The organism is Vaginella massiliensis (assembly GCF_900089075.1).
Lineage (GTDB): Bacteria > Bacteroidota > Bacteroidia > Flavobacteriales > Weeksellaceae > Weeksella > Weeksella massiliensis_A.
Window position 1 is genome coordinate 760,081 of sequence record NZ_LT593747.1, and the last position, 20,785, is coordinate 780,865.

General features: G+C 37.5%; 15 protein-coding genes and 1 pseudogene. 1 reads left to right on the plus strand and 15 read right to left on the minus strand.

Going from position 1 to position 20,785, the window contains the following annotated elements; translation table 11 throughout:
• Positions 1–21 precede the first annotated feature (21 nt).
• The gene (locus BN8061_RS10965; protein ID WP_068599624.1) at positions 22–1,020 is read left to right on the plus strand and encodes a TQO small subunit DoxD; all 999 of its coding nucleotides are present in this window, start codon (positions 22–24) and stop codon (positions 1,018–1,020) included.
• A 64-nt stretch (positions 1,021–1,084) separates the two neighbouring features.
• Here BN8061_RS10965 and BN8061_RS10970 read toward each other — a convergent pair whose 3' ends face one another.
• The 15 genes and pseudogenes from BN8061_RS10970 to BN8061_RS11050 form a co-directional block, all read right to left on the minus strand.
• Positions 1,085–1,321 carry a four helix bundle protein gene (locus BN8061_RS10970; protein ID WP_235802745.1) on the minus strand — a complete coding sequence of 79 codons (237 nt, stop codon included), beginning with the start codon at positions 1,319–1,321 and terminating at the stop codon, positions 1,085–1,087.
• Between the two features lie 675 nt (positions 1,322–1,996).
• Positions 1,997–2,845, minus strand: a pseudogene (locus tag BN8061_RS10975) (Fic family protein); the annotation flags it as partial.
• A 567-nt stretch (positions 2,846–3,412) separates the two neighbouring features.
• The gene (locus tag BN8061_RS10980; protein WP_068599246.1) at positions 3,413–3,937 is read right to left on the minus strand and encodes a GNAT family N-acetyltransferase; all 525 of its coding nucleotides are present in this window, start codon (positions 3,935–3,937) and stop codon (positions 3,413–3,415) included.
• 410 nt (positions 3,938–4,347) lie between these two features.
• The gene (ilvA, locus tag BN8061_RS10985; protein WP_068599248.1) at positions 4,348–5,592 is read right to left on the minus strand and encodes a threonine ammonia-lyase IlvA; all 1,245 of its coding nucleotides are present in this window, start codon (positions 5,590–5,592) and stop codon (positions 4,348–4,350) included.
• Complete coding sequence (gene ilvC / locus BN8061_RS10990) at positions 5,589–6,635, minus strand: ketol-acid reductoisomerase (protein WP_068599250.1); 1,047 nt, start codon at positions 6,633–6,635, stop codon at positions 5,589–5,591. Before ilvC ends, ilvA begins: the two co-directional genes overlap by 4 nt.
• Before the next feature lie 24 nt (positions 6,636–6,659).
• The gene (ilvN, locus tag BN8061_RS10995; RefSeq protein WP_317039019.1) at positions 6,660–7,199 is read right to left on the minus strand and encodes an acetolactate synthase small subunit; all 540 of its coding nucleotides are present in this window, start codon (positions 7,197–7,199) and stop codon (positions 6,660–6,662) included.
• 11 nt (positions 7,200–7,210) lie between these two features.
• Complete coding sequence (gene ilvB / locus BN8061_RS11000) at positions 7,211–8,941, minus strand: biosynthetic-type acetolactate synthase large subunit (RefSeq protein WP_068599252.1); 1,731 nt, start codon at positions 8,939–8,941, stop codon at positions 7,211–7,213.
• A gap of 3 nt (positions 8,942–8,944) precedes the next feature.
• On the minus strand, positions 8,945–10,627 hold the full coding sequence (gene ilvD / locus BN8061_RS11005) for a dihydroxy-acid dehydratase (RefSeq protein ID WP_068599254.1): 1,683 nt from the start codon (positions 10,625–10,627) through the stop codon (positions 8,945–8,947).
• A gap of 14 nt (positions 10,628–10,641) precedes the next feature.
• The gene (locus BN8061_RS11010; RefSeq protein WP_068599256.1) at positions 10,642–11,514 is read right to left on the minus strand and encodes a branched-chain amino acid transaminase; all 873 of its coding nucleotides are present in this window, start codon (positions 11,512–11,514) and stop codon (positions 10,642–10,644) included.
• A gap of 706 nt (positions 11,515–12,220) precedes the next feature.
• Positions 12,221–15,985 (minus strand): type I restriction endonuclease subunit R, encoded by a 3,765-nt coding sequence (locus BN8061_RS11025; protein ID WP_068599262.1) that lies wholly within the window; start codon positions 15,983–15,985, stop codon positions 12,221–12,223.
• A 4-nt stretch (positions 15,986–15,989) separates the two neighbouring features.
• Complete coding sequence (locus BN8061_RS11030; protein WP_068599264.1) at positions 15,990–16,448, minus strand: type II toxin-antitoxin system VapC family toxin; 459 nt, start codon at positions 16,446–16,448, stop codon at positions 15,990–15,992.
• Positions 16,445–17,389: a hypothetical protein gene (locus BN8061_RS11035; RefSeq protein WP_068599266.1), complete on the minus strand. Its 945-nt coding sequence runs from the start codon at positions 17,387–17,389 to the stop codon at positions 16,445–16,447. Before BN8061_RS11035 ends, BN8061_RS11030 begins: the two co-directional genes overlap by 4 nt.
• A gap of 120 nt (positions 17,390–17,509) precedes the next feature.
• Positions 17,510–18,757, minus strand: a complete 1,248-nt coding sequence (locus BN8061_RS11040; RefSeq protein ID WP_068599268.1) for a hypothetical protein — start codon at positions 18,755–18,757, stop codon at positions 17,510–17,512.
• A 10-nt stretch (positions 18,758–18,767) separates the two neighbouring features.
• Positions 18,768–19,931, minus strand: a complete 1,164-nt coding sequence (locus BN8061_RS11045) for a restriction endonuclease subunit S (RefSeq protein WP_094745956.1) — start codon at positions 19,929–19,931, stop codon at positions 18,768–18,770.
• Complete coding sequence (locus BN8061_RS11050; RefSeq protein ID WP_068599270.1) at positions 19,928–20,785, minus strand: virulence RhuM family protein; 858 nt, start codon at positions 20,783–20,785, stop codon at positions 19,928–19,930. Before BN8061_RS11050 ends, BN8061_RS11045 begins: the two co-directional genes overlap by 4 nt.

The following is a 20,785-nucleotide window of genomic DNA, read 5'->3' on the forward strand; positions in this document are numbered from 1 at the left end:
ACACTTAAAAAACTAAAAACAATGCAACAATATATCGATAATAATCGTGCTGGTCTGTTCACGCTTGCCCTTCGTTGGGTTATCGGCTGGACCTATTTCTCGGCTTTTTGGCGAAGACTTATTTTAGACAACAAACTTATCCCAGAAGAGGCTGGCTACATCGGCGAAAAATTTAATCATTTTCTTCCCAACGCTTTGGGTATAAAACCGCTTATCGAGTATTTGGTCACCCATCCAGACGCTTTGCATTTTTCTATGGTTGTGTTTACGCTTGTAGAAGCGGTAGTGGGACTATTTATTATTTTAGGACTGTTTACAAGACTCATGAGCATCGGAATTTTCTTTCTTGCAATGGGGATTCTCTTGGGTTCGGGTTGGATTGGCACCACTTGTTTAGACGAATGGCAAATTGGGGTTTTGGGCGTAGCAAGTGGCTTCGTCTTGTTTCTTTCTGGTAGCGATGCCTATTCTTTGGATAAGTATTTTATGAATAAATCTTATCGTTTTACAAAGAAAAAATGGTTTGCTTTCTTAGGTTCAGGGCAACTTCCTGTCAACAACTTAGCTCCCAAAGTTCTGCTGATGTCTTCATTTATTTTCATGCTCACCTTATTCACCAATCAATATTTTCACGGTGGCGTTTTGGGTACGCTTCACAACAAATCTGTAAAACCTAAAATTGAGATTTCTAATGTAAGACTAGACAAATCGCGATTGACGTTCGAAATCTTCCGTGTCGAAGGCGCAGATGTCTATGGTTCTTTTTTGATTGGGATAGAAATTTTGGATCAAAACAACCAAGTGGTAAAACGAATTGACCAAAATGAACTGGCAAATTTTTCGGTAGAAAACATTAAAAATCATTATGTTGCCAAAATAAAACCTGGCAAACACAGCCTTATCATTCCGTTGGGAGCCAAAGCCGATCTCTCGATTGACTTTGCAGATAATGAAATTGAAGAACAGTATACCATCAAACTTATCGACATCAGCGGCATCGAATGGACTGCGAAAATATAGATTTTCATACAACAGCTGTCGTTTTGAGCGACAGCTTTTGTTGTTGTTGCAAGAAAATATTGACCTAAATTTCTTTCTCTAATAATAATTCCAGTTTTTCTAGACCCGAATTAGTCCATTCCAATTCCCTTATTAATACAAAATATGTTTGAAGTTCAAAGGCAGAACCCAAAGCAATTTGCAAAAAGCGGGCATAATCTTTGTCACTGTGGCGACTACTTCCCTCTGCAATATTCGCAGGAATGGAGAGAGCAGCGCGTGTCATTTGTGAAATCATCCCATATTTTTCGGCTTTTGGCAAACTTTCCGATTATTTGAACGTTTCTTTCACGATTGCAATTCCCTGTTGCCAGATCTTTAATTCTTTATAATTTTTCATTGTTTTATATTTTTAATTATTATCATCTAACGGCTATCAGCTAATAGCTAACGGCGAATATTCCCTCTCAATCCCCTCTTTCCGCTCCACGTGCCATTTGATAAAAGACATCATCCATGGTATCGGTGTTGAATTTATTTTTAAGATTTTCGAGAGTATCCAGTGCTTCAATGCGGCGTTGGTTAAATCTTGTTTTATAACGTTTGGTTTTTCATTCTTTTATAAAAATATTGCCCAAATCCAAGAAAGCTAAAAACAATATTGACAAGTGAAATATTTTCCGAAAAATTGTTAATTTTTATACCGTTTAGAATATTGAACAACAAAATTACAAGATAAGGAATAATTAGAAAATCGGATTTTCATTAAATTTTTTATCGAACGGAAAAAGAATAAAGCCTAAAAACCAGTAAAATTAATGAAGCATAATAAAATTGTAAACTTGACAAATCATCGCAGATTATTGACACAATTAATATCATAAATCCAACTAAATAAAGCGAAAATATTATTCTATTTAACCTATGAATTCTAATTAAAATGTGTTAACGAATGGGGTTGGCATTCGTATTATTTTTTCTTGTAAACAGTTGTTTTCTAATCTCCACTTTTTTCAATTAAGTTGTTTTCTACTGCACTTTTCAAATCACGGCTTGCAGTTGCAGACGAAATATCTTTAAAAAAGCTCAAATAATCTTTTCTAACAAACTCATTTTCAATTTGTTCCAAAAATAGTTGTAACCTAATTTCTTCAGTAGGCTTTTTACCCGTATTTTCTAAAAGTTCTGTGAGAGAATGATCGATAATACGCAACATATATTCAATAAATTTAGTCGATTTCCCTTGATTGTCAGAATTAGACAACGCCTTGTAATATTCGTCTTGATTTTTTGAAATTAATGTTTCAAACGGAAGAAACTCAAAAATAGGATAATCTTGCATCAAAATTAAAGTTTGCCACAATCTTCCCATTCTTCCATTTCCATCCAAAAAAGGATGAATAAACTCCATTTCATAATGAAAAACACAACTTTTTATCAGCGTCAATTCAAATTTGTCATTCAAATATTCAAACAAATCTTTCATCAAATAGGGAACGTTTTGGTAGGGCGGCGCAACATGTTCGACTCTCGCCCCTTTTACAATTCCAACTCCCTGAGTTCGATATTTTCCGGGATTTTCAATCAGTTTTTGCAAGAGGAGTTTATGCGCTTTTAAAAAGTCGCTTTCTTTGTTAGGTTTTAGCTTGTTGATGTTTTTATAAACGTCAAGCGCATTTAGAACTTCAATAATGTCTTTTTGGGGACCTACGACCCGTTTATTTTCTAAAATCGCCTTAATTTGCGCCTCGGTAAGCGTGTTTCCTTCGATACTTAACGAAGAATGAATCGTTTTTATTTGATTTTGTTTTCTTAACGTCGGATTGGTTTTTATCAAATATTTGGCTGTATTATCCTGAAATAGTTGACACATTTTTCAGTTGTTTTTGACTTACTCTTATTTCTTTTGCTTTTTTCAGATATTCAAGTTTTACATTTTGATAATATTCAAATTCATTCATTCCACTTTGGTTATAACCCAAATTTTTAAGCAGAATATTATTTGACAGTTCCAATGACCAATATGCAAAGATAAAAGTCAATATTCCAGAAACTATTAGACAAATTATAGCCGTAAATAAAATTTTAGCAAATTTATTATTGATGACGAGCTTTGTTTTATTATTTATGAAAAACGGAAGAAATTGAATAAGAATAATAAGTAGAAGAGTTGGCAAGTATAAAATATTTCGAGAATTTTTGAATTCATTTTCTATTAATTATTTCTTCTTGTTAGACACAACTTTTAAAAGGATTACAGATAACGAACAGGGCTTGGCGGTCGGTCGGGAATTTGGAAAACGTCAGCCGAGCCTTAGCACAAAAATTGATAGAATTACTACTGTTGAATTTTGCACTTTATCCACACTATTCCCAAACCGCTGGTTAGTGGCTGCCTTTCTTATCGTCCACATTAATTTTTCAGTTTTAGTTTCATCATTATGTCGGTCTGCTCGTCATTACCCAATTTGAAAATATGTTCGTCAAATTCAACGAAACCGTTTTTCTTGTAAAAATTAATTGCTCTCGGATTCTCTTCCCAAACGCCTAACCATACATAGTCAGATTTTTTCTCCTTAGCGACTTCAATTGCTTTGTCATAGAGTATTTGCCCAACTTTTTTCCCGTGAAAGTCTTTCAAAACATAAATTCGTTCAATTTCAAGTGCTTTTTCGTCTTGAAGTTCATTTTGTGATTGTCCAAAGTTTAGTTTGATATAACCAATTACATTGTCGTTAAGTGTTGCAAAATAAAACTTTGCGTTATGGTCATTGAGTTCAGTCGTTAATTTCTCAGCAGAAAATCCTTCGTCCAAGTATTTGATCATATTTTCTTCGGTGTTTCTTGTCGCAAAAGTTTCATAGAAAGTTTGTCTGCCAATTTTTTGTAATTGGTCAATGTCACTAAGCGTTACTTTTTTTATTTCAATCTCAGTCATTTTCTTTTTGCAATGTCGTTTTTAAGGTTGCCACTAACGGTTTACAGCTTGGCGACAGTGGCGGAAATAGAAGCACAAAAGTTCAGTTTAGCACAACAGTAGCATAAGCCATTTTCTATTTGTTAAATTACAAAAAAAGGAAATAAAAATGGCTTATGTGGTGATAGAATTACTGACGTTGAATTTTGCACTTAACCCGCCATATTGCCAAATCCCTGTTACACTTAACCTTCGTTAGCTTTCCTAATCGCCTAAATCTGTTACTTTGGAAAGTTCATAAAAAAGACACTGGAACAGCAACAAAAGAAAGAGTTTAGACCATCTCAGAGAAAACAAAATTACCAATCATGCGTATCCCTGGTATTCCAGAACTTTCAGATGTTTTTGTTCGCCATATTGCGTCAAAATTTTTACAGAATCAAATGGGTAAACAGCTCTTTCTGCTCATTGAGATGCTGATAATTGATTTTTTTTGCTTTCATTTTTTGTTCCATAATATCTAAATCAGATCTGTATTTTAGTTCTACGCCCACCACTGCCGGACCTTCCTCCCGGTTGTTCTTTTTGGTAAACTGGAAATAAGTGATGTCATCATTTTCGCCTAAAACATCGTTTACAAATTCTTTTAATGCGCCTGGACGTTGTGGAAAGTTGACGATGAAATAATGCTTCAAACCTTCATCAATCAAGGAACGCTCTTTGATTTCCTCCATTCTTGTAATGTCGTTGTTGCTTCCGCTCACTATACACACGACATTTTTACCTTTAATTTGGTCCTGGTACAGATCCAAGGCTGCGATGCTCAGAGCTCCTGCCGGTTCTACCACAATGGCCTCCTGGTTATAGAGTTGGAGGATGGTGGTGCAAACTTTTCCTTCGGGCACCAGAACGATATCATCTAAGGTATTTTTGCAGATATCAAAAGTTTTGTCGCCCACCCTTTTTACGGCCGCTCCATCCACAAATTTATCAATGTCGGTGAGGGCAGTATTTTTACCGTTCTCCAACGATGTTTTCATAGACGCAGCACCTTGTGGTTCCACGCCGATAAGTTTGGTTTCGGGACTTAACTGCTTAAAAACAGATACTACTCCTGCTGCCAAACCGCCGCCACCAATCGGGAAGAATAAAAAATCGATTTTGTTTTTTGTATCCTCCATAATTTCCAATCCCACCGTTCCCTGTCCGGCCATCACCCATTCATCATCAAACGGATGCACAAAAACTGCATTATTTTCTTTACTAAAAAGCACTGCTTCGTTGTAGGCATCATCAAAGGTATCGCCTTTCAAGACTACTTCCACATTTTCTTTTCCGAAGAGTTTGACCTGTTTTATTTTTTGTGCAGGTGTAGTGATGGGCATAAAAATGACGGCTTTTATGTTGAGTTTCCTACAGGCAAAAGCCACTCCCTGAGCGTGATTACCCGCACTGGCGCATACCACGCCTGATTTTCTTTCGTTTTCGGCAAGCGAACTGATTTTATGATATGCCCCACGTAATTTATAAGAACGCACGGGCTGCAAATCTTCGCGTTTCAGATAAACCTGAGCAGCAAACTGCTCACTCAGGTTTTCGTTTTTTACCAAAGGCGTATGTACCGACACACCCTTGAGATTCTCCGCTGCCTGCTGTATTTTTGTCAAATCTATCATTTGGCTTGAGGTCTTAATTTTCGAACTTGCATTCCCGTTTGCCACAACTCACTTTGCTGTAATTCTTCGAGTTCTGCATTGAGTTTTTCACGGTAATCCGGCTGGCTGTTGGCTTCGATCACGATGGCCGCTTCTTTGCCAGAAAGCACGTCATCATACAATTCATTAAAAACAGGCGTGGTAGCATCTCTAAATTTATCTTTCCAGTCCAATGCGCCCCGTTGTGCGGTGGTGCTGCAATTGGCAAACATCCAATCCATTCCGTTTTCGGCTACCAAGGGCATTAAACTTTGAGTCAGTTCCTCTACGGTTTCGTTGAATGCTTCGCTTGGTGAATGGCCCCGCTGACGAAGCACATGGTATTGCGCTTCAAAAATTCCGGCGATGGCTCCCATTAAAACGCCCCGTTCTCCGGTCAAATCGCTATATACTTCTTTTTGAAATGTGGTTTCAAACAAATAGCCAGATCCAATAGCAATGCCTAATGCCAAAGCTTTCTCTTCTGCTTTTCCTGTAGCATCCTGATAAACTGCATAACTTGAATTTAAACCCTGTCCTTTTAAAAATAATGTCCGTAACGAGGTTCCCGAACCTTTTGGGGCGACTAAAAATACATCGACGTCTTTAGGCGGAACAATGCCGGTTTTCTCGTGAAATGTTACACCAAAACCGTGTGAAAAATACAATGACTTTCCTGCGGTTAAATGTTTTTTCATCGTTTCCCACGCTTGAATTTGCCCGGCGTCTGATAATAAATTCATCAGCAAAGTACCTTTTTCACAAGCAGCTTCTACTTCAAAAAGGGTTTCGTTTTCTACCCAACCGTCTGCCAATGCTTTGTCCCAGCTTTTTGTTCCTTTTCGTTGTCCTACAATTACATTTACACCGTTATCTTTCAAATTTAATGCTTGTCCGGGCCCCTGTACGCCGTAACCGATTACGGCTACGGTTTCGTATTTTAATATTTCTTTTGCTTTTTCCAATGAGAATTCTTCTCGTGTTACGACGTTTTCCAGTACGCCACCAAAATTTAACTGTGCCATTTTTTTATTCTATTTATTGTTTTATTAATTGTTTTGTAATTCTTTTAAGTATGCGCTTAATTCTTTCATCGGTTTGGTAACTGCGACTCTACCAGAGCGGGCAAACTCGAGAATACCGAAGGGCTTCAGTTTTTCAAACAAAACCTGTGTTTCTTGTTTGTGTCCTGTTTTTTCGATGACGATAAAATCGGGATCTACGGTGAGGATTTTAGCGCTGTTTTCTCTCACGACCTGCTCCACATTGCTGGATTTAAGTTCAGTTGTTTTGATTTTATATAAAGCAATTTCCTGATGCACCACTTCATCATCTTCGTGTACAAAGGCTTTCAGCACATCCACTAATTTTTCGATCTGTCCAATAACTTTATCGATTTGTTCACGGGTTGTTCGCAGAACAATGGTGTACCGATGTACATTTTTTATCTCTGTTTCCGACGCGGTGATGCTGTCGATGTTCAAGTGTCTCCTCGTGAAAATGATGGTGATGCGGTTGAGCATTCCGATTGTATTTTCGGTAAAGATGGATACGGTAAACGGGCGGTCTAAGGATTCCATTTTGTTCATTTTTTTTTAATTTACTGTAATCGAATTTCAGCAACCGAAGCTCCTGTGGGGACCATCGGGAAAACATTGTCTTCTTTGGCTACTTTCACTTCGAGCAGAAAGGCATTTTCTGTGTTTAAAAGCTGATCTAAAGCATGGCTTAAATCTTCCTGTTTTTCCACTTTTATTCCTTTGATGTTGTAAGAAGCCGCCAAGGCCACAAAATCCGGACTTTGAATGTTCGTAAAGGAATATCTTTTCTCGAAGAACATTTGTTGCCACTGCCGCACCATTCCCAGATATTCATTATTTAAAATGATGATTTTTACGCCGATATTGTTCTGCATTATGGTTCCTAATTCCTGCAAAGTCATCTGGAAACCGCCATCGCCGATGATGGCTATTACCTGTTTTTCCGGGTTGGCCAACTTTGCTCCGATAGCGGCCGGAAGTGCAAATCCCATTGTTCCCAAGCCGCCAGACGTAACATTGCTTTTGGTTTGATTGTACCCATAAAACTGCGCTGCCATCATTTGATGTTGGCCCACATCTGTTACGATGACGGAATTCCCGTTGGTTTTTTCTGATAATAAACCGATGACCAAATCCATTCTTAATTCATCAGAAAAATTTTTATTTCTGTTTTTAGACAACACCTGCAATTCATTTTCTTTTGCCTGATGAAATTCATCTAACCAACGTTGATGGTTTTGCTTTTCTACCAGATCCGTTAATAATGCTAAGGCTTCTTTAGCATCGGCTAAAACGGGCGCATCTGCTTTGATGATTTTATTAATTTCGGCACGGTCAATATCAATATGAATTACTTTTGCTTGTTTTGCATAACGAGAAACATCGCCCGTCACACGATCGTCGAAACGCATTCCGACTGCCAAAAGGACATCGCACTCATTGGATTTTACATTGGGCGCGTAATTCCCGTGCATCCCAACCATACCCACAAATTGGGGGTGATTTGCAGGGAAAGCACCCAATCCCAAAAGTGTGGAAGCCACCGGAACGCCGGTTTTTTCGGCAAAAGCCAGTAATTCTTCTTCCGAATTGGAAAGCATAATCCCTTGACCAACAATCATCAACGGTTTTTTAGCGTGATTGAGCAGCTTGCTTGCTGCTTGAAGTTGATCTACATTCAGTTTGGGTTTCGGGTGGAAACTTCTAACCGCTGTACATTTTTCGTAAGAGAAATCCAGGTTTTCAAACTGAGCATCTTTGGTAATGTCCACCAAAACAGGTCCCGGACGGCCAGACGACGCAATATAAAATGCTTTAGCTAAAGCAGGAGCGATATCTTCTGCTTTGGTGACCTGACAATTCCATTTGGTTACAGGCATTGAAATCCCCATCACATCGGTTTCCTGAAAAGCATCTGTTCCCAAAAGGTGAGAAGCCACCTGTCCGGTGATGCAAACCAAGGGCGTAGAATCGATCAGAGCATCGGCTAAACCCGTGATTAAATTGGTAGCACCCGGCCCTGAAGTTGCGAATACAACGCCTGTTTTTCTGGAAGTTCGGGTATAGCCCTGAGCAGCGTGAATAGCACCTTGCTCGTGTCTTGTCAGTACGTGGTTTATTTCGTCAAGATGATCAAACAAGGCATCGTAGATTGGCATAATCGCACCACCCGGATAACCAAATATTGTTTTAACACCTTCGGCTTTTAGGCTTTGTATCACTGCTTCTGCACCTGTGATCTGCAACCGCACCGAAGTTTGGTCTGGAGTTTCTAATTCAATTGTTTTCATTTTTTAATTTTTTTTATCGGTTACACAGCCTAAAGAGGCGCTTGAAACACATTGTGCGTATTTAAACAACACTCCTTTGTTCGCTTTTAAGGAAGGTTGTTTCCAGGCTGCTTTTCTTTTTTCCAATTCCTGTTCAGATACTTTTAAGTTGATCGTATTGTTTTTAGCGTCAATGGCAATCAAATCGCCATCTTTTACCAAAGCAATCGTTCCGCCTACAAAAGCTTCGGGTGTGATGTGTCCTACGACAAAACCGTGGGTGCCGCCTGAAAATCTGCCATCGGTAATTAATGCTACCGAATTGCCTAATCCAGCGCCCATGATCGCTGAAGTTGGTTTGAGCATTTCGGGCATTCCCGGTCCTCCTTTTGGTCCGCAGAAACGGATGACTACCACATTCCCAGGTTTCACTTCTCCGTTTTTCACGCCATCAATCACGGCATATTCATCGTCAAACACTTTGGCAGTTCCCTCAAAATAGTCACCTTCTTTACCGCTTATTTTAGCTACACTTCCTTCGGTAGCCAGATTTCCGTAGAGCATTTGCAGATGTCCGTTTGCTTTTACCGGATTTTCTAAGGGAAGAAATACTTGCTGACCTTCGGTTAAATCCTGCACCGATTCTAAATTTTCGGCAATGGTTTTTCCGGTGACTGTTAAGCAATCAGCGTGTAGTAAATGATGTTTCAATAAATACTTCATCACGGCAGGAACTCCTCCAACCTCGTGCAAGTCTTCCATCAAGTATTTTCCGCTCGGTTTCAAATCTGCCAATACTGGAACTCGGTTGCTAACCTTTTGGAAATCATCCAGCGTCAGTTCTATATCTACTGAATTGGCCATAGCGATCAGGTGCATCACGGCATTGGTAGAACCGCCCAAAACGGTGACCATCGTCATGGCATTCTCAAAAGCTTTTCGGGTCATGATGTCTTTGGGTTTGATGTCTTTTTCCAACAATACTTTAATAGCCTTTCCTGCATCAAAACATTCGGTTTTTTTATTGCTGCTCAATGCTGGATTGGATGAACTGTAAGGCAAACTCATTCCCAAAGCTTCAATAGCCGAAGCCATCGTGTTGGCAGTGTACATCCCTCCGCAAGCTCCTGCACCCGGACAAGCGTTTTTAATTACTCCTTTGTAGTCTTCATCCGAAATCGCATTGCTAAATTTTTTACCCAAAGCCTCGAAAGCCGAAACGATATTGAGCGGTTCGCCTTTCCATTTTCCTGAATGGATGGTTCCGCCATACACCATGATGGCAGGACGGTTTAATCTTCCCATAGCGATGATAGAACCTGGCATATTTTTATCGCATCCCACAACTGCTAAAACTGCATCGTACCACTGTGCACTCACCACTGTTTCTATAGAATCTGCAATGATATCTCTGGAAACCAATGAGAACCGCATTCCATCGGTTCCATTAGATATGCCGTCACTTACGCCAATGGTATTGAATATCAGACCGACTAAATTTTCCTGCTGTACACCGGCTTTTACTTCTTTAGCCAAATCGTTGAGATGCATATTGCAGGGATTTCCTTCGTAACCCATACTCACAATTCCCACCTGTGGTTTTTGCAAATCTTCTTCCGTTAATCCTATGGCATAAAGCATGGCCTGTGCTGCCGGTTGGGTTTCATCCTGCGTGATGGTTCTGCTGTATTTGTTGAGTGATTTCATTGATTTTGGAGAATTTAATTTGTTGGCTTTCTTACCAAAAGTGAATAGGCATTTTGAAGTTTTTTACCAAGCGTGGTATTCCAATTTTTAGGAAAAGTGTAATCATCTACCGATGCTATTCCCACCACTTCGGCAGCTGTTCCACAGTAAAATGCGCTGTCGGCCTGGAACAAATCTTCTTTGGTGAATTTTCCCTGTTCTACCTCCATCCCTAGTTCTTCGGCTAATTCCAAAACCGTAGATCTGGTGATGCCCGGAAGGATATTTCCCAATTGCGGCGTGAATAATTTTCCGTCTTTCTCGAAAAACAAATTCGCTCCCGGACCTTCGGCCAGGAAACCATCGCTGTCCAACAACAAGGCTTCATCAAATCCTTTATCTTTTGCTTCGTTGGTTGCCAGGATAGAATTGACATAATGACCACAGACTTTTGCTTCGATGTGGATGGATTTTGGATGCGGACGGCAATAAGAGGAAACGGTTAACCGCAGTAATTTTTCGCCTAAATAAGCTCCCCAATCCCAGGCAGCAATCATCACCGAAACGCTAGTAGGTTTTGATAAGCTCATATTTTGTCCGCAATACACCAATGGTCGGATATAGGCATTCTTTAAGTTGTTTTTTTCCAGCAATTCATAGGTGGCTTCTACCAATTCCTGCACGGTGTAGTTGAAAGGAATTTTGACCAGTTCGCATGACTTTTTTAGCCGTTCGTAATGTTCTTCGGCTTTGAAAACTTTGGTTCCCTGTTCTGTTACATAAGAGCGGATACCTTCAAATGCACCGTAACCATAATGAAGGGTCTGACTGTACAAATCGGTTGTGGACTCGTTGGCTTTTACAAATTTTCCGTCTAAATAAAGCACTGTTTCGCTGTTGAAATACATTTTTGTTTTTGTTTTTTTATTGAATTGTTATTTGATTTCCTGGGCATAAAAAAAGCCTTTCCCGAAAGTGAGAAAGGCTTACAATTTGGCATACAGCAGCATTCCTCACGGTGGCGAGTTGATAATAATAATGCTGATAATAATAGTATTGTTATATAGGTTCATTTTGTTCTTTTTTAATTGTCTGTCCATAAAAAAAAGCCTCCTGATTTCTCGGGAGGCTTCTTAGAATATTCTTTTAAATTCGTTCAAAATTATTCCTTCCCGGACTGTGAAATCACACCAGTAATAATAATAGAAGAAATAATAATTGAATTGTACATTTTCTTTGCTTTGCATTGCAAACATAAAAAGGATTTTTTTGATGACCAAAATTTTTTACGCTTTATTGAGAAATGATAAAAAAAAAGTTAGACCAGATCAGAGAAAACAAAATTATCAATCAGGCAAAGCGCGATGTTACTGGGTTTACAGATCTTTTAGCCCGTTTTGAATCCAGGGTTTACAGTCTGTGGTTGTCCACACCCTCGGCTTCGCCTAATTCTAAGGCAAAGTTTTGTAGGTCAGGAATGAAACTCTCTGTACTAAAGATTTTTTCTATATTCGGCTTTAATATTACAAAAATAATGAACCGAATAAGCGTTGTACTCGGTCCGCGGCTTAAGGTTATCTACGAAAAATGAAGTCTGATCATGCTGTTCTTAGATTATTTACTCAACTCTTTCGCCAACATTTCTGCCTGTTTTAATACAGTTTCAGTCGCTAGTAATTGCATATCTGGGGGATAACCGTATTTACGCAATAATCGTTTTACAGCCACTTTTAATTTTGCACGAACACTCTCTTTGATGTTCCAATCAATGCTTGCATTTTGCTGGATAGTATTGGTTAATTCGACCGCAAGTTCACGTAACTTTTCTTGCTGAAGCAATTCTTTTGCACTATCGTTGTTTGAAACTGCGGTATAAAATGCATATTCATACTCCGTTAATCCCAATTTTTGGGGCTCACTATCCATTTCTACAATATCCTTACTTAAATGAATTAATTCATCAATCACCTCTGCAGCTGTTAGAATTTTATTATGGTAGCGATTAATGGATTGCTCCAACATTTCTAGCAACTTTTTACTTTGAACCAAATTTGTTTTCGAGCGAGATTTTATTTCATCATTCAATAATTTTTTCAAGACTTCCAATGCGACATTTTTGTGCTGCATACCCTTCAATTCCATTAAAAACTCATCGGATAATATGGAAATATCAGGTTTCTTAATACCTGCTGCATCAAAGACATCAATCACTTGATCAGAAACCAAAGCTTGATCAATCACTTGTCGAATGGTTGTTTCAATTTCTTCATCTGTTTTGCCCGATCCTGTAGTATCAAACTTTGCTAACCTTGCTTTAACGGCTTGGAAGAATGAAATTTCATCTTTAGCATCCATCGCTTGATCGTGTGGTATTGCAATAGCAAATGCTTTTGATAAAGCAGTTACTTCGTCAATATATCTTTTCTTGCCATCCTCTAGGCCTAAAATATGATCTTCGGCTGCTAAAATCATGGACAGTTTTTTAGATGTATCAGCATCAAAATAATCTTCGTAAGGGAAACCATGATACATGGCAGAAATCACTTCAATTTTTTCTAACATGATTGCGACGGCCTGTTCCTGTGCCACCGCCGGATCTCCTTTTCCTCCTGCATCCGAATAGAAAGCCAAGGCTTTTTTCAAATCGGAAGCAATGCCTAAATAATCAACAATTAAACCTCCTGGCTTATCTTTATATACACGGTTTACACGAGCAATTGCCTGCATCAAGTTGTGCCCTTTCATAGGTTTGTCGATATACAAGGTATGCATAATCGGAGCATCAAAACCTGTTAGCCACATATCACGAACAATTACTAATTCTAATTCATCATTCGGATCTTTCATACGTTCGGCTAACATTCTGCGCTGCTCTTTTGTCGTGTGGAATTTTGCCAATTCAGGACCATCTGAAGATGCGGAAGTCATAATTACCTTTATCTTTCCTTTTTTCAAATCATCCGAATGCCATTCAGGTTTTAAAGCAATAATCGCATTGTACAAATCTGCCGCAATTCTTCTGCTCATAGATACAATCATTCCTTTCCCTTGAAACACTTCCTGACGTTGGGTAAAATGACCGACAATATCAGCAGCTATATTTTGAACACGTTGTTTCCCTCCTATTAAAGCTTCTAATTGTGTCCATTTACTTTTTGCCTTTTGAGTAGTTGTTAAATCCTCTTGGTCTAATTCATCATCTAACTCATCTACTAATTCCTTTCCTTCTTCTGTTAGTTTTACTTTGGCTAACCTGCTTTCATAGAAAATTCGAACCGTTGCACCATCTTCTACAGCCTGCGCAATGTCATAGATATCGACATAATTTCCGAAAACCGCTGGTGTATTGACATCCGTACTTTCAATTGGTGTTCCTGTAAAACCTAAGTAGGTAGCATTTGGTAAAGCATCGCGCATGTATTTGGCAAATCCATACACAATTTTTTTACCAATTACATTTCCCTTCTCATCCTTATCATCTACCGTTTTAGCACTAAAACCATACTGTGTACGGTGTGCCTCGTCTGCTATCACAATGATGTTTTCTCTAGCTGATAGCGTTTCAAAAACGTTACCTTCTTCCGGTTGAAATTTTTGTATCGTTGTAAAAATTACGCCTCCTGAATTTACCTTCAATAGGTCTTTCAATTGTTTGCGGTCCGTCGCCTGAACAGGATCTTGACGCAACAGTTGTTTGGATGCTGAAAATGTGTCGAATAACTGATCATCCAAATCATTACGGTCAGTGATCACTAAAACTGTTGGATTATCTAAGGCTAATACTATTTTACCTGTATAAAACACCATAGATAAGGATTTACCCGAACCTTGTGTATGCCAAACCACACCACCTTTACGGTCGCCTTCGGGTTGGTTTTTAACACCGGGTAAACCGTAGCTTTTGGGAGATTCCATTACTAAATTCCCCTCCGCTGGAGGGGTGCCTCCAGTATGGAGGTGGGGTGGTATATTCCCCTCCGCTGGAGGGGTGCCCGTAGGGCGGGGTGGTTTATTACCCCAATTGCCCGTCGGGCGGGGTGGTTCAAATGCAGGATGCTGTTCCAACATTTCCATTACCTCACCCAATTTGAACATGATGTCATTGACAGGTATATGAATAACGGTTAGACCCAATCTCTCTAGAAATGCATCTCTATTTGCATCATACTCCACCTTATCATCATGAGTAGCGCCGTCTATCTCGATAACCACCTGACAATTGCTGCAATAAAAATCTAGGATGTAGTTTCCAATGATTTTTTGTCTGTCAAAATCTAAGCCTTTGAACTGCTTATTTTTTACCTGGTTCCAAAATAATACTTCGGATAAATTTCCCGCTTGTCGTAATTCTTTAGCTCTTTCTTTTAGTGCCGGATTGTAGGGTAAAGAGAAATAATTGTTGCTGTTTCTACCACCCCGGCTTTCAGCCACCCCTCCAAAGGAGGGGAATTGACCACCCCGGTCTTCGACCACCCCTCCAAAGGAGGGGAATTTTGTAGCATAACCCGCTGCTCTTACCGTAGATTCCACTGCACGGTTTACGGCATAATATTGATGGTAAGCTGCTAATTTTTTCACTGTTTGAACAGTAACAATTCCATCGGCGTCTTCTTTTTTGAATTTCTCGAAAACCACAAAATGTCTGACCAAATCCAACAATACATTTGGTTGCAACATTCCTTTAATCAATGTTTCTAACTGGCTGATTTGTTTCGATGCTTCGGAAATACCATCTGTGGTTTTCCAGGCCATAAAGCGACTCAAACCTGCTGAAATCGTTCCTGCTTTTGCCTCCAATCCATCAGAAATAACCGAAAAAGCATTGAAAGTAAACAAGGATGAAATCATTGCTTTATAGGTTTCTATCTGGCGGAAGGCAGACTGAATGGTGGTTTTATCATCCGTAGCGTTCTTTAATTCAATAACAACTAATGGTAAACCATTGACAAACAGAATAATGTCCGGTCTTTTATTGACGCCATTTTCTACGATTGTGAATTGATTGACTACTAAAAATTCATTGTGTAATGGATTTTCAAAATCAATTAAAAACACACGATCTCCACGTTCCTGTCCATTTACCCGTTTGGTGACCGGAATACCTTCCGTTAGTAAACGATGAAAGGTTTCGTTATTGGATAAAACATCGGGAGAAGCAATACGCAAGATTTGCTTTACAGCATCCTGTTGCGCGTCCGGAGGAATGGTTGGGTTGATACGGCGAACCACATTTTCCAAGCGCTCTTTTAAGACTACTTCTTCAAAAGTGTGACGCTCTGCGGATGCACTATCCGGCGCAATATCTACTCCGTTTATATATTCATATCCTTGGTTTTTTAAGAGGTCAAGCGCTAGCAATTCAATTTCGTTTTCGGTCATTAAACTAAATTATCTTTATTACGGTTAATAAAACCCCATTCAGATGATTAAAATCACCATCCGTTGTTAAAAGAGGAGCGTTAATAACTTTTGCTGTAGCAGCAATCCACAAATCATTTTTACCCATTTTGCGTGCTGAACCAACCAGCTTATTTCCTTTTGGATCGGTTAATTTTCTTTTTGAATACCCATCAATCAGACTATAAGCATCTAAAAGCTGTTTATCTCCTTGGTTAATATCAATGATTGTTAATTCATTTAGAAATTTATTTAAGGCTTGAATCTTTTTTTGTCCCCATTGATTCTGAAGACTAAAAGAGTCTAACTCTGCTTTTGTAGCTACAGAGATAATAATATGAGGATTCTCTCCTAATTTTTCGATCTCTTCTAAACACTTTTTTCCTTGTGGGGAATCTTTGAGAATATGAAGAACAGTACAAGTATCAATTATAATGTTTTTCATAGATGGGTATCTTTAAGCATTTCTTCAAATTGCCCATCACTTATTTCATCTTTTAATAACCCAGATAGCCCTTTCAATGCATTAAAAGAATTGTTTTTAGCCTTTGTTTTAGCAACATTAAATAGTTGTTGCTGAACATTTTTTGCTACTGGTATAGACGTGAAATATTTATCAGCTTCTTGTGGAGTATTATAATCCTGAATCTCTACAAAACTTAATTCACCATTGGGTTTGTAATGAGCTTTACCTCTCACTGTTATTTCATTTCCCATAAAACCAAGTAAGTCGTTTATATCTGAGTCTATCTTTGACATCAGATTAATCAACTTTTTCTCCTCCGTCAAAAGGCCTACTCTTCCTTTAGAGATTTTCATTTCATCCAACTTGCCTTTTATAACTACATTTTGAGGTTCAGGGATACTTTCTTCTAGTACCTCAATTTTTTTAAATATATCTTTCGTAAGCTTTACTTCGGCTATGGAACCACGATTCGCTAAGTAGAAAATTTCATTGTCACTGATAAAGTTTTTTTTGAAATTCACTAAAGAACGCAACAAGGGTTTGTCTATATCAATATTCGAATTTTCTTCATCCAAAGCAGCATGAAATGAACGAATCACCAAAGCCATGGGAGTTAACTCTAAAACTTCTTCTTTAGGTCGAAAAGCATCTAATTGCACACCCTTTATTGTTTCCGAAAAATGTTTACAATCAATAGTCAAAGAAGTACCTTCATTCTCATCGCCCACTATATTCTCTAAAAACATGTGTAGTGCTTTTTTCAAATGTTTGTCAGGTGCAATATCACTATAACCTCTCAGCTGTAGCATCAATGCTTTTGTGGCAATGTCTTTTGTTGACTTCGTAAGTAGAGCCAAACGGTCAAATTCAATTTTACCGTTGTCTTCATCTTCTCCTACTATTTTTATATCATAATTCATTTCCGGTTCATTTTAAAATTCAACTATTACACAAATATACTTAATTACAGCAATTTGCCGTATTCTTTGCCTTGTATAAGTCAAGCTTAAGAATTCTATTTCGTTTTCGGTCATGGTTGGTTATTTTTTAATCAATGGCAACATTGCTTTAATTATTTTTTCTAGTCCATTAATAGAAACATCCTCTTCACTTTCTTTTACATTTTCTTCTGATAAACCATTTCCGAAATATCTGTACACCAAATCTTCTTTGATTTTCTCTTTCTTATCTTCTGACAACAATTCAATAAATGGACCTAACGAAGCTAATTCCAATTCTAAATTTCTATTTTTTGTTTCAAGAACTCTGTGTCTAGAAGATTCTTTTGAAGCATAAATGGCAGGATAAGTTAGAATCGTCGCTGCCACAATCCTAACTATTGATTTATATAAATCAAAACCATCTTTTGATAAATCAATTATAGTCCAAATTAGCAAACCTGACATCACTATCATTATTCCAATACTAATCCAACGAAATGTATTTGCTGTGGTTTTATGCTCGCTGGCGATTTTCTGATAGTTACCAGTAACTCCCACATTTCCTACAATATTTACAATTTTTTTAGCTTCTTCTAATTTTTGTTTCAGATTTTCAATTGTAGATTTCGTTTCATTCTGTAAATCAGAAATTTGTTTTTCAAATGCTTCTTTGAAGGTGTTTTTTTCTTTTTCGATTTCTTCTTGATATCTTTTACGATCAGCTTCTATTTCAGAATTAAATCGTGTTTTTTCATTTTCAAAAACTGTATTATTACTAGATTTAATCTTTTCAAATTCAGTATTATATTGAGATAATACATTTTGAATTTCAACTTCTTTAGTAGATAATTGAGATTGCAATTGAATTACTAAATCATTCTTAGCTTGTAAATCTTTTTCAATTAATTTTAATGATTCTTTTAATTCTTCATTTTGTTTATTAATTGATTCATATGCCTCTTTTATCGTCTTTTGAAAATTCGAAATATCACCAGAATAATCAAATCCTTTTTTTGTAATTGGTATGGGTAAACGTGTAACTCTACTTAATGCTGAGTTAAAATTATTCAAAGCATTAGTTAAGTGTCCTTGGTTTTTACTTCCTACAAAAGCATTTAAATGGGAAACTCCTGCATTTATTTCTGAAGAAATTGCATTAAGTTCTTTTTCTGTTACTAGCGTAAATAACACTAACTTAAGCTGCATAGATGTATAAGAATGAAAACTTTCCATAAAGTTATAATCTTCAACACCTATTATATCAATGGCATTTTCAGCATTTAACGTTTCTCGTAATTGTTCTAATCTTTCAAAAATTAAATGTTCAGAAAATTTTTTTGCATCCATAATAATAATTTTAATTTTTCACCCTCACCTCGCCACTCATTAATTTAGGCAATAAAGTATCGCGAAGTTGAGTGAGGGTTTGGATTTGTTTTGAATTTTCTAATATTTTTAAATCTATTGGCTTAACTTTAATTTCAAATTTTTCAATCAAAGACTTAGGCGGTTTAACAATATCAATATTTTCAAAATCTGATTTTGATATTGAGCCAAAAACAGTTCCTGCCTCATTGAATTGTTTAATTTCATTCATCAATGAAGCTAATTTGTAATATGTGTAGCTAAAAAATGATTGATGTTCTTTATATTTAAATGCTGCAACACCACGCCCGATACAACATTTCTCATTTGCCATATTCTGTGCACCAACTGGAGCCCTTACACTAATTAATGTATCAAATTTTTCTGCAAATCTTTTGGGTTCAGTTGTAAAAATTCGATTAGTTGGAAATCTAAATCCAAAATCAGCATTTCCTTGATACAATGGAATACCTTCTCTATTTTCATTATATGTATTGCCTGGAGGAGATTGTCCCATAGTAAAATCAAATTCATCTCCCAACTTTCCTTCCTCCCAATCCTCCTTAGCTTCTTCAATAAACCACTGACGGAATAAAGTTTCAGCTAAAGCCTCTAAGGTTTGGTTTTGTTGGTGTAATAAGTCGATTTTATCATCCAAACTCGACAATACCGAAGCAATGGCTTTTTGCTCGGGAAGTGGGGGAAGTTGGATTTCAATTTCTTTTATAACGTTTCCACTTATTTCAGCAAAAGTTGTTCCTGTGCCTATAGATTGTAAATAGTCAATATTATTTTTAATCCAATAATAAATAAATTTATTATAAACTAAATCTTCATTAAGAACTAAATTCTTAAACCCTTGATTTGTGCAAATTTCATTATCTGCAATTGCTACATAGCCAATAGGTGCACGAGAAGTTAAAAGAACAGTACCTTTAGGAAGCAACCTTGTAGATGAACCTTTTAAACCCTCACTTGATATAAATCGTTCCCCTTTTGAAATATACCTCTTAGAATATCCCGTTAAATCACGAGGGGTTATCCATGGTATATCTCCATTCCAGAAATCAGGATTATCTGTTCTCGGAGTACCACCTCCTATAACTTCAGCAATATCTTTTATTTTATATTCCTTCCAATTCCTATTCTCCATCATTCTCCTTTTTTAATTTTACTCAATACATCCTTACACAAGCTATCCATCCTCGAAGAAGCAAACCATTTCTTCCCCAAATCTTTTAGCGAAGCGCCAATGTGGTACAACTCCTTTTCATCAATGATTAAAAAGCGGTCGTGGCTTTGTTTGAATAAATGGATACCTATTGCTGGATACTGCTGATTATGTTTCTGCAGATCCAAGCGCAGCTGTTGGCTAATAGTTGCCGTATAGATATTGGCTTTCACATTCTTTTTCCTTTTACTTAATAAAGTCAACACCGTGTCGTCCACATAATTATCGATAAGGAGAACAGAGGATTTGGCATTTCGTACCAGATCAGACACAAAGTTGTAAGCATCGAACACCTGTCCATTGAAGAAAACGCCTTGATTAGGAAGTTTATTAGATTCGATCTGTAAAGATATGATATCCATTTTCTTACTGAGCTCGTCCACATGGTTTTCAACTCGATCCATACGTTGATTCAGTGCATACCCTTTTAATAAATACTCTCTCAATACGTTCGTAGCCCAAATTCTAAACTGAGTACCCTGCTTTGATTTAACGCGATAACCCACAGAGATAATTACATCGAGGTTATAGAACTCTATCATTCTTCGCACGGTTCTATTTCCTTCTTTTCGAACTGTCAAGGATTCCTTGACAGTTGCCTTTCTATCTAATTCTCCTTCCTTATAGCAATTGTTGATATGTAAGCTTATATTTTGCTTCGTTTGATTAAAGAGTTGAGCCATTTGCTCTTGAGACAGCCATACAGTTTCTCCTTCTATGATTACTTCAATCCGTTCTGGTAAATCATCCGATTGGTAGAGTATAATTTCGTTGGTCAT

Coding starts and splice junctions, on each gene's coding strand:
- ilvB (WP_068599252.1), bottom strand. CDS start 8,941: ATGAAAACAATTGAATTAGAAACTCCAGACCAAACTTCGGTGCGGTTG.
- BN8061_RS10965 (WP_068599624.1), top strand. CDS start 22: ATGCAACAATATATCGATAATAATCGTGCTGGTCTGTTCACGCTTGCC.
- BN8061_RS11035 (WP_068599266.1), bottom strand. CDS start 17,389: ATGAATTATGATATAAAAATAGTAGGAGAAGATGAAGACAACGGTAAA.
- ilvA (WP_068599248.1), bottom strand. CDS start 5,592: ATGATAGATTTGACAAAAATACAGCAGGCAGCGGAGAATCTCAAGGGT.
- ilvN (WP_317039019.1), bottom strand. CDS start 7,199: ATGAACAAAATGGAATCCTTAGACCGCCCGTTTACCGTATCCATCTTT.
- BN8061_RS11030 (WP_068599264.1), bottom strand. CDS start 16,448: ATGAAAAACATTATAATTGATACTTGTACTGTTCTTCATATTCTCAAA.
- BN8061_RS11040 (WP_068599268.1), bottom strand. CDS start 18,757: ATGGATGCAAAAAAATTTTCTGAACATTTAATTTTTGAAAGATTAGAA.
- BN8061_RS11045 (WP_094745956.1), bottom strand. CDS start 19,931: ATGATGGAGAATAGGAATTGGAAGGAATATAAAATAAAAGATATTGCT.
- BN8061_RS11010 (WP_068599256.1), bottom strand. CDS start 11,514: ATGTATTTCAACAGCGAAACAGTGCTTTATTTAGACGGAAAATTTGTA.
- BN8061_RS10980 (WP_068599246.1), bottom strand. CDS start 3,937: ATGACTGAGATTGAAATAAAAAAAGTAACGCTTAGTGACATTGACCAA.
- ilvC (WP_068599250.1), bottom strand. CDS start 6,635: ATGGCACAGTTAAATTTTGGTGGCGTACTGGAAAACGTCGTAACACGA.
- ilvD (WP_068599254.1), bottom strand. CDS start 10,627: ATGAAATCACTCAACAAATACAGCAGAACCATCACGCAGGATGAAACC.
- BN8061_RS11025 (WP_068599262.1), bottom strand. CDS start 15,985: ATGACCGAAAACGAAATTGAATTGCTAGCGCTTGACCTCTTAAAAAAC.
- BN8061_RS11050 (WP_068599270.1), bottom strand. CDS start 20,785: ATGACCAACGAAATTATACTCTACCAATCGGATGATTTACCAGAACGG.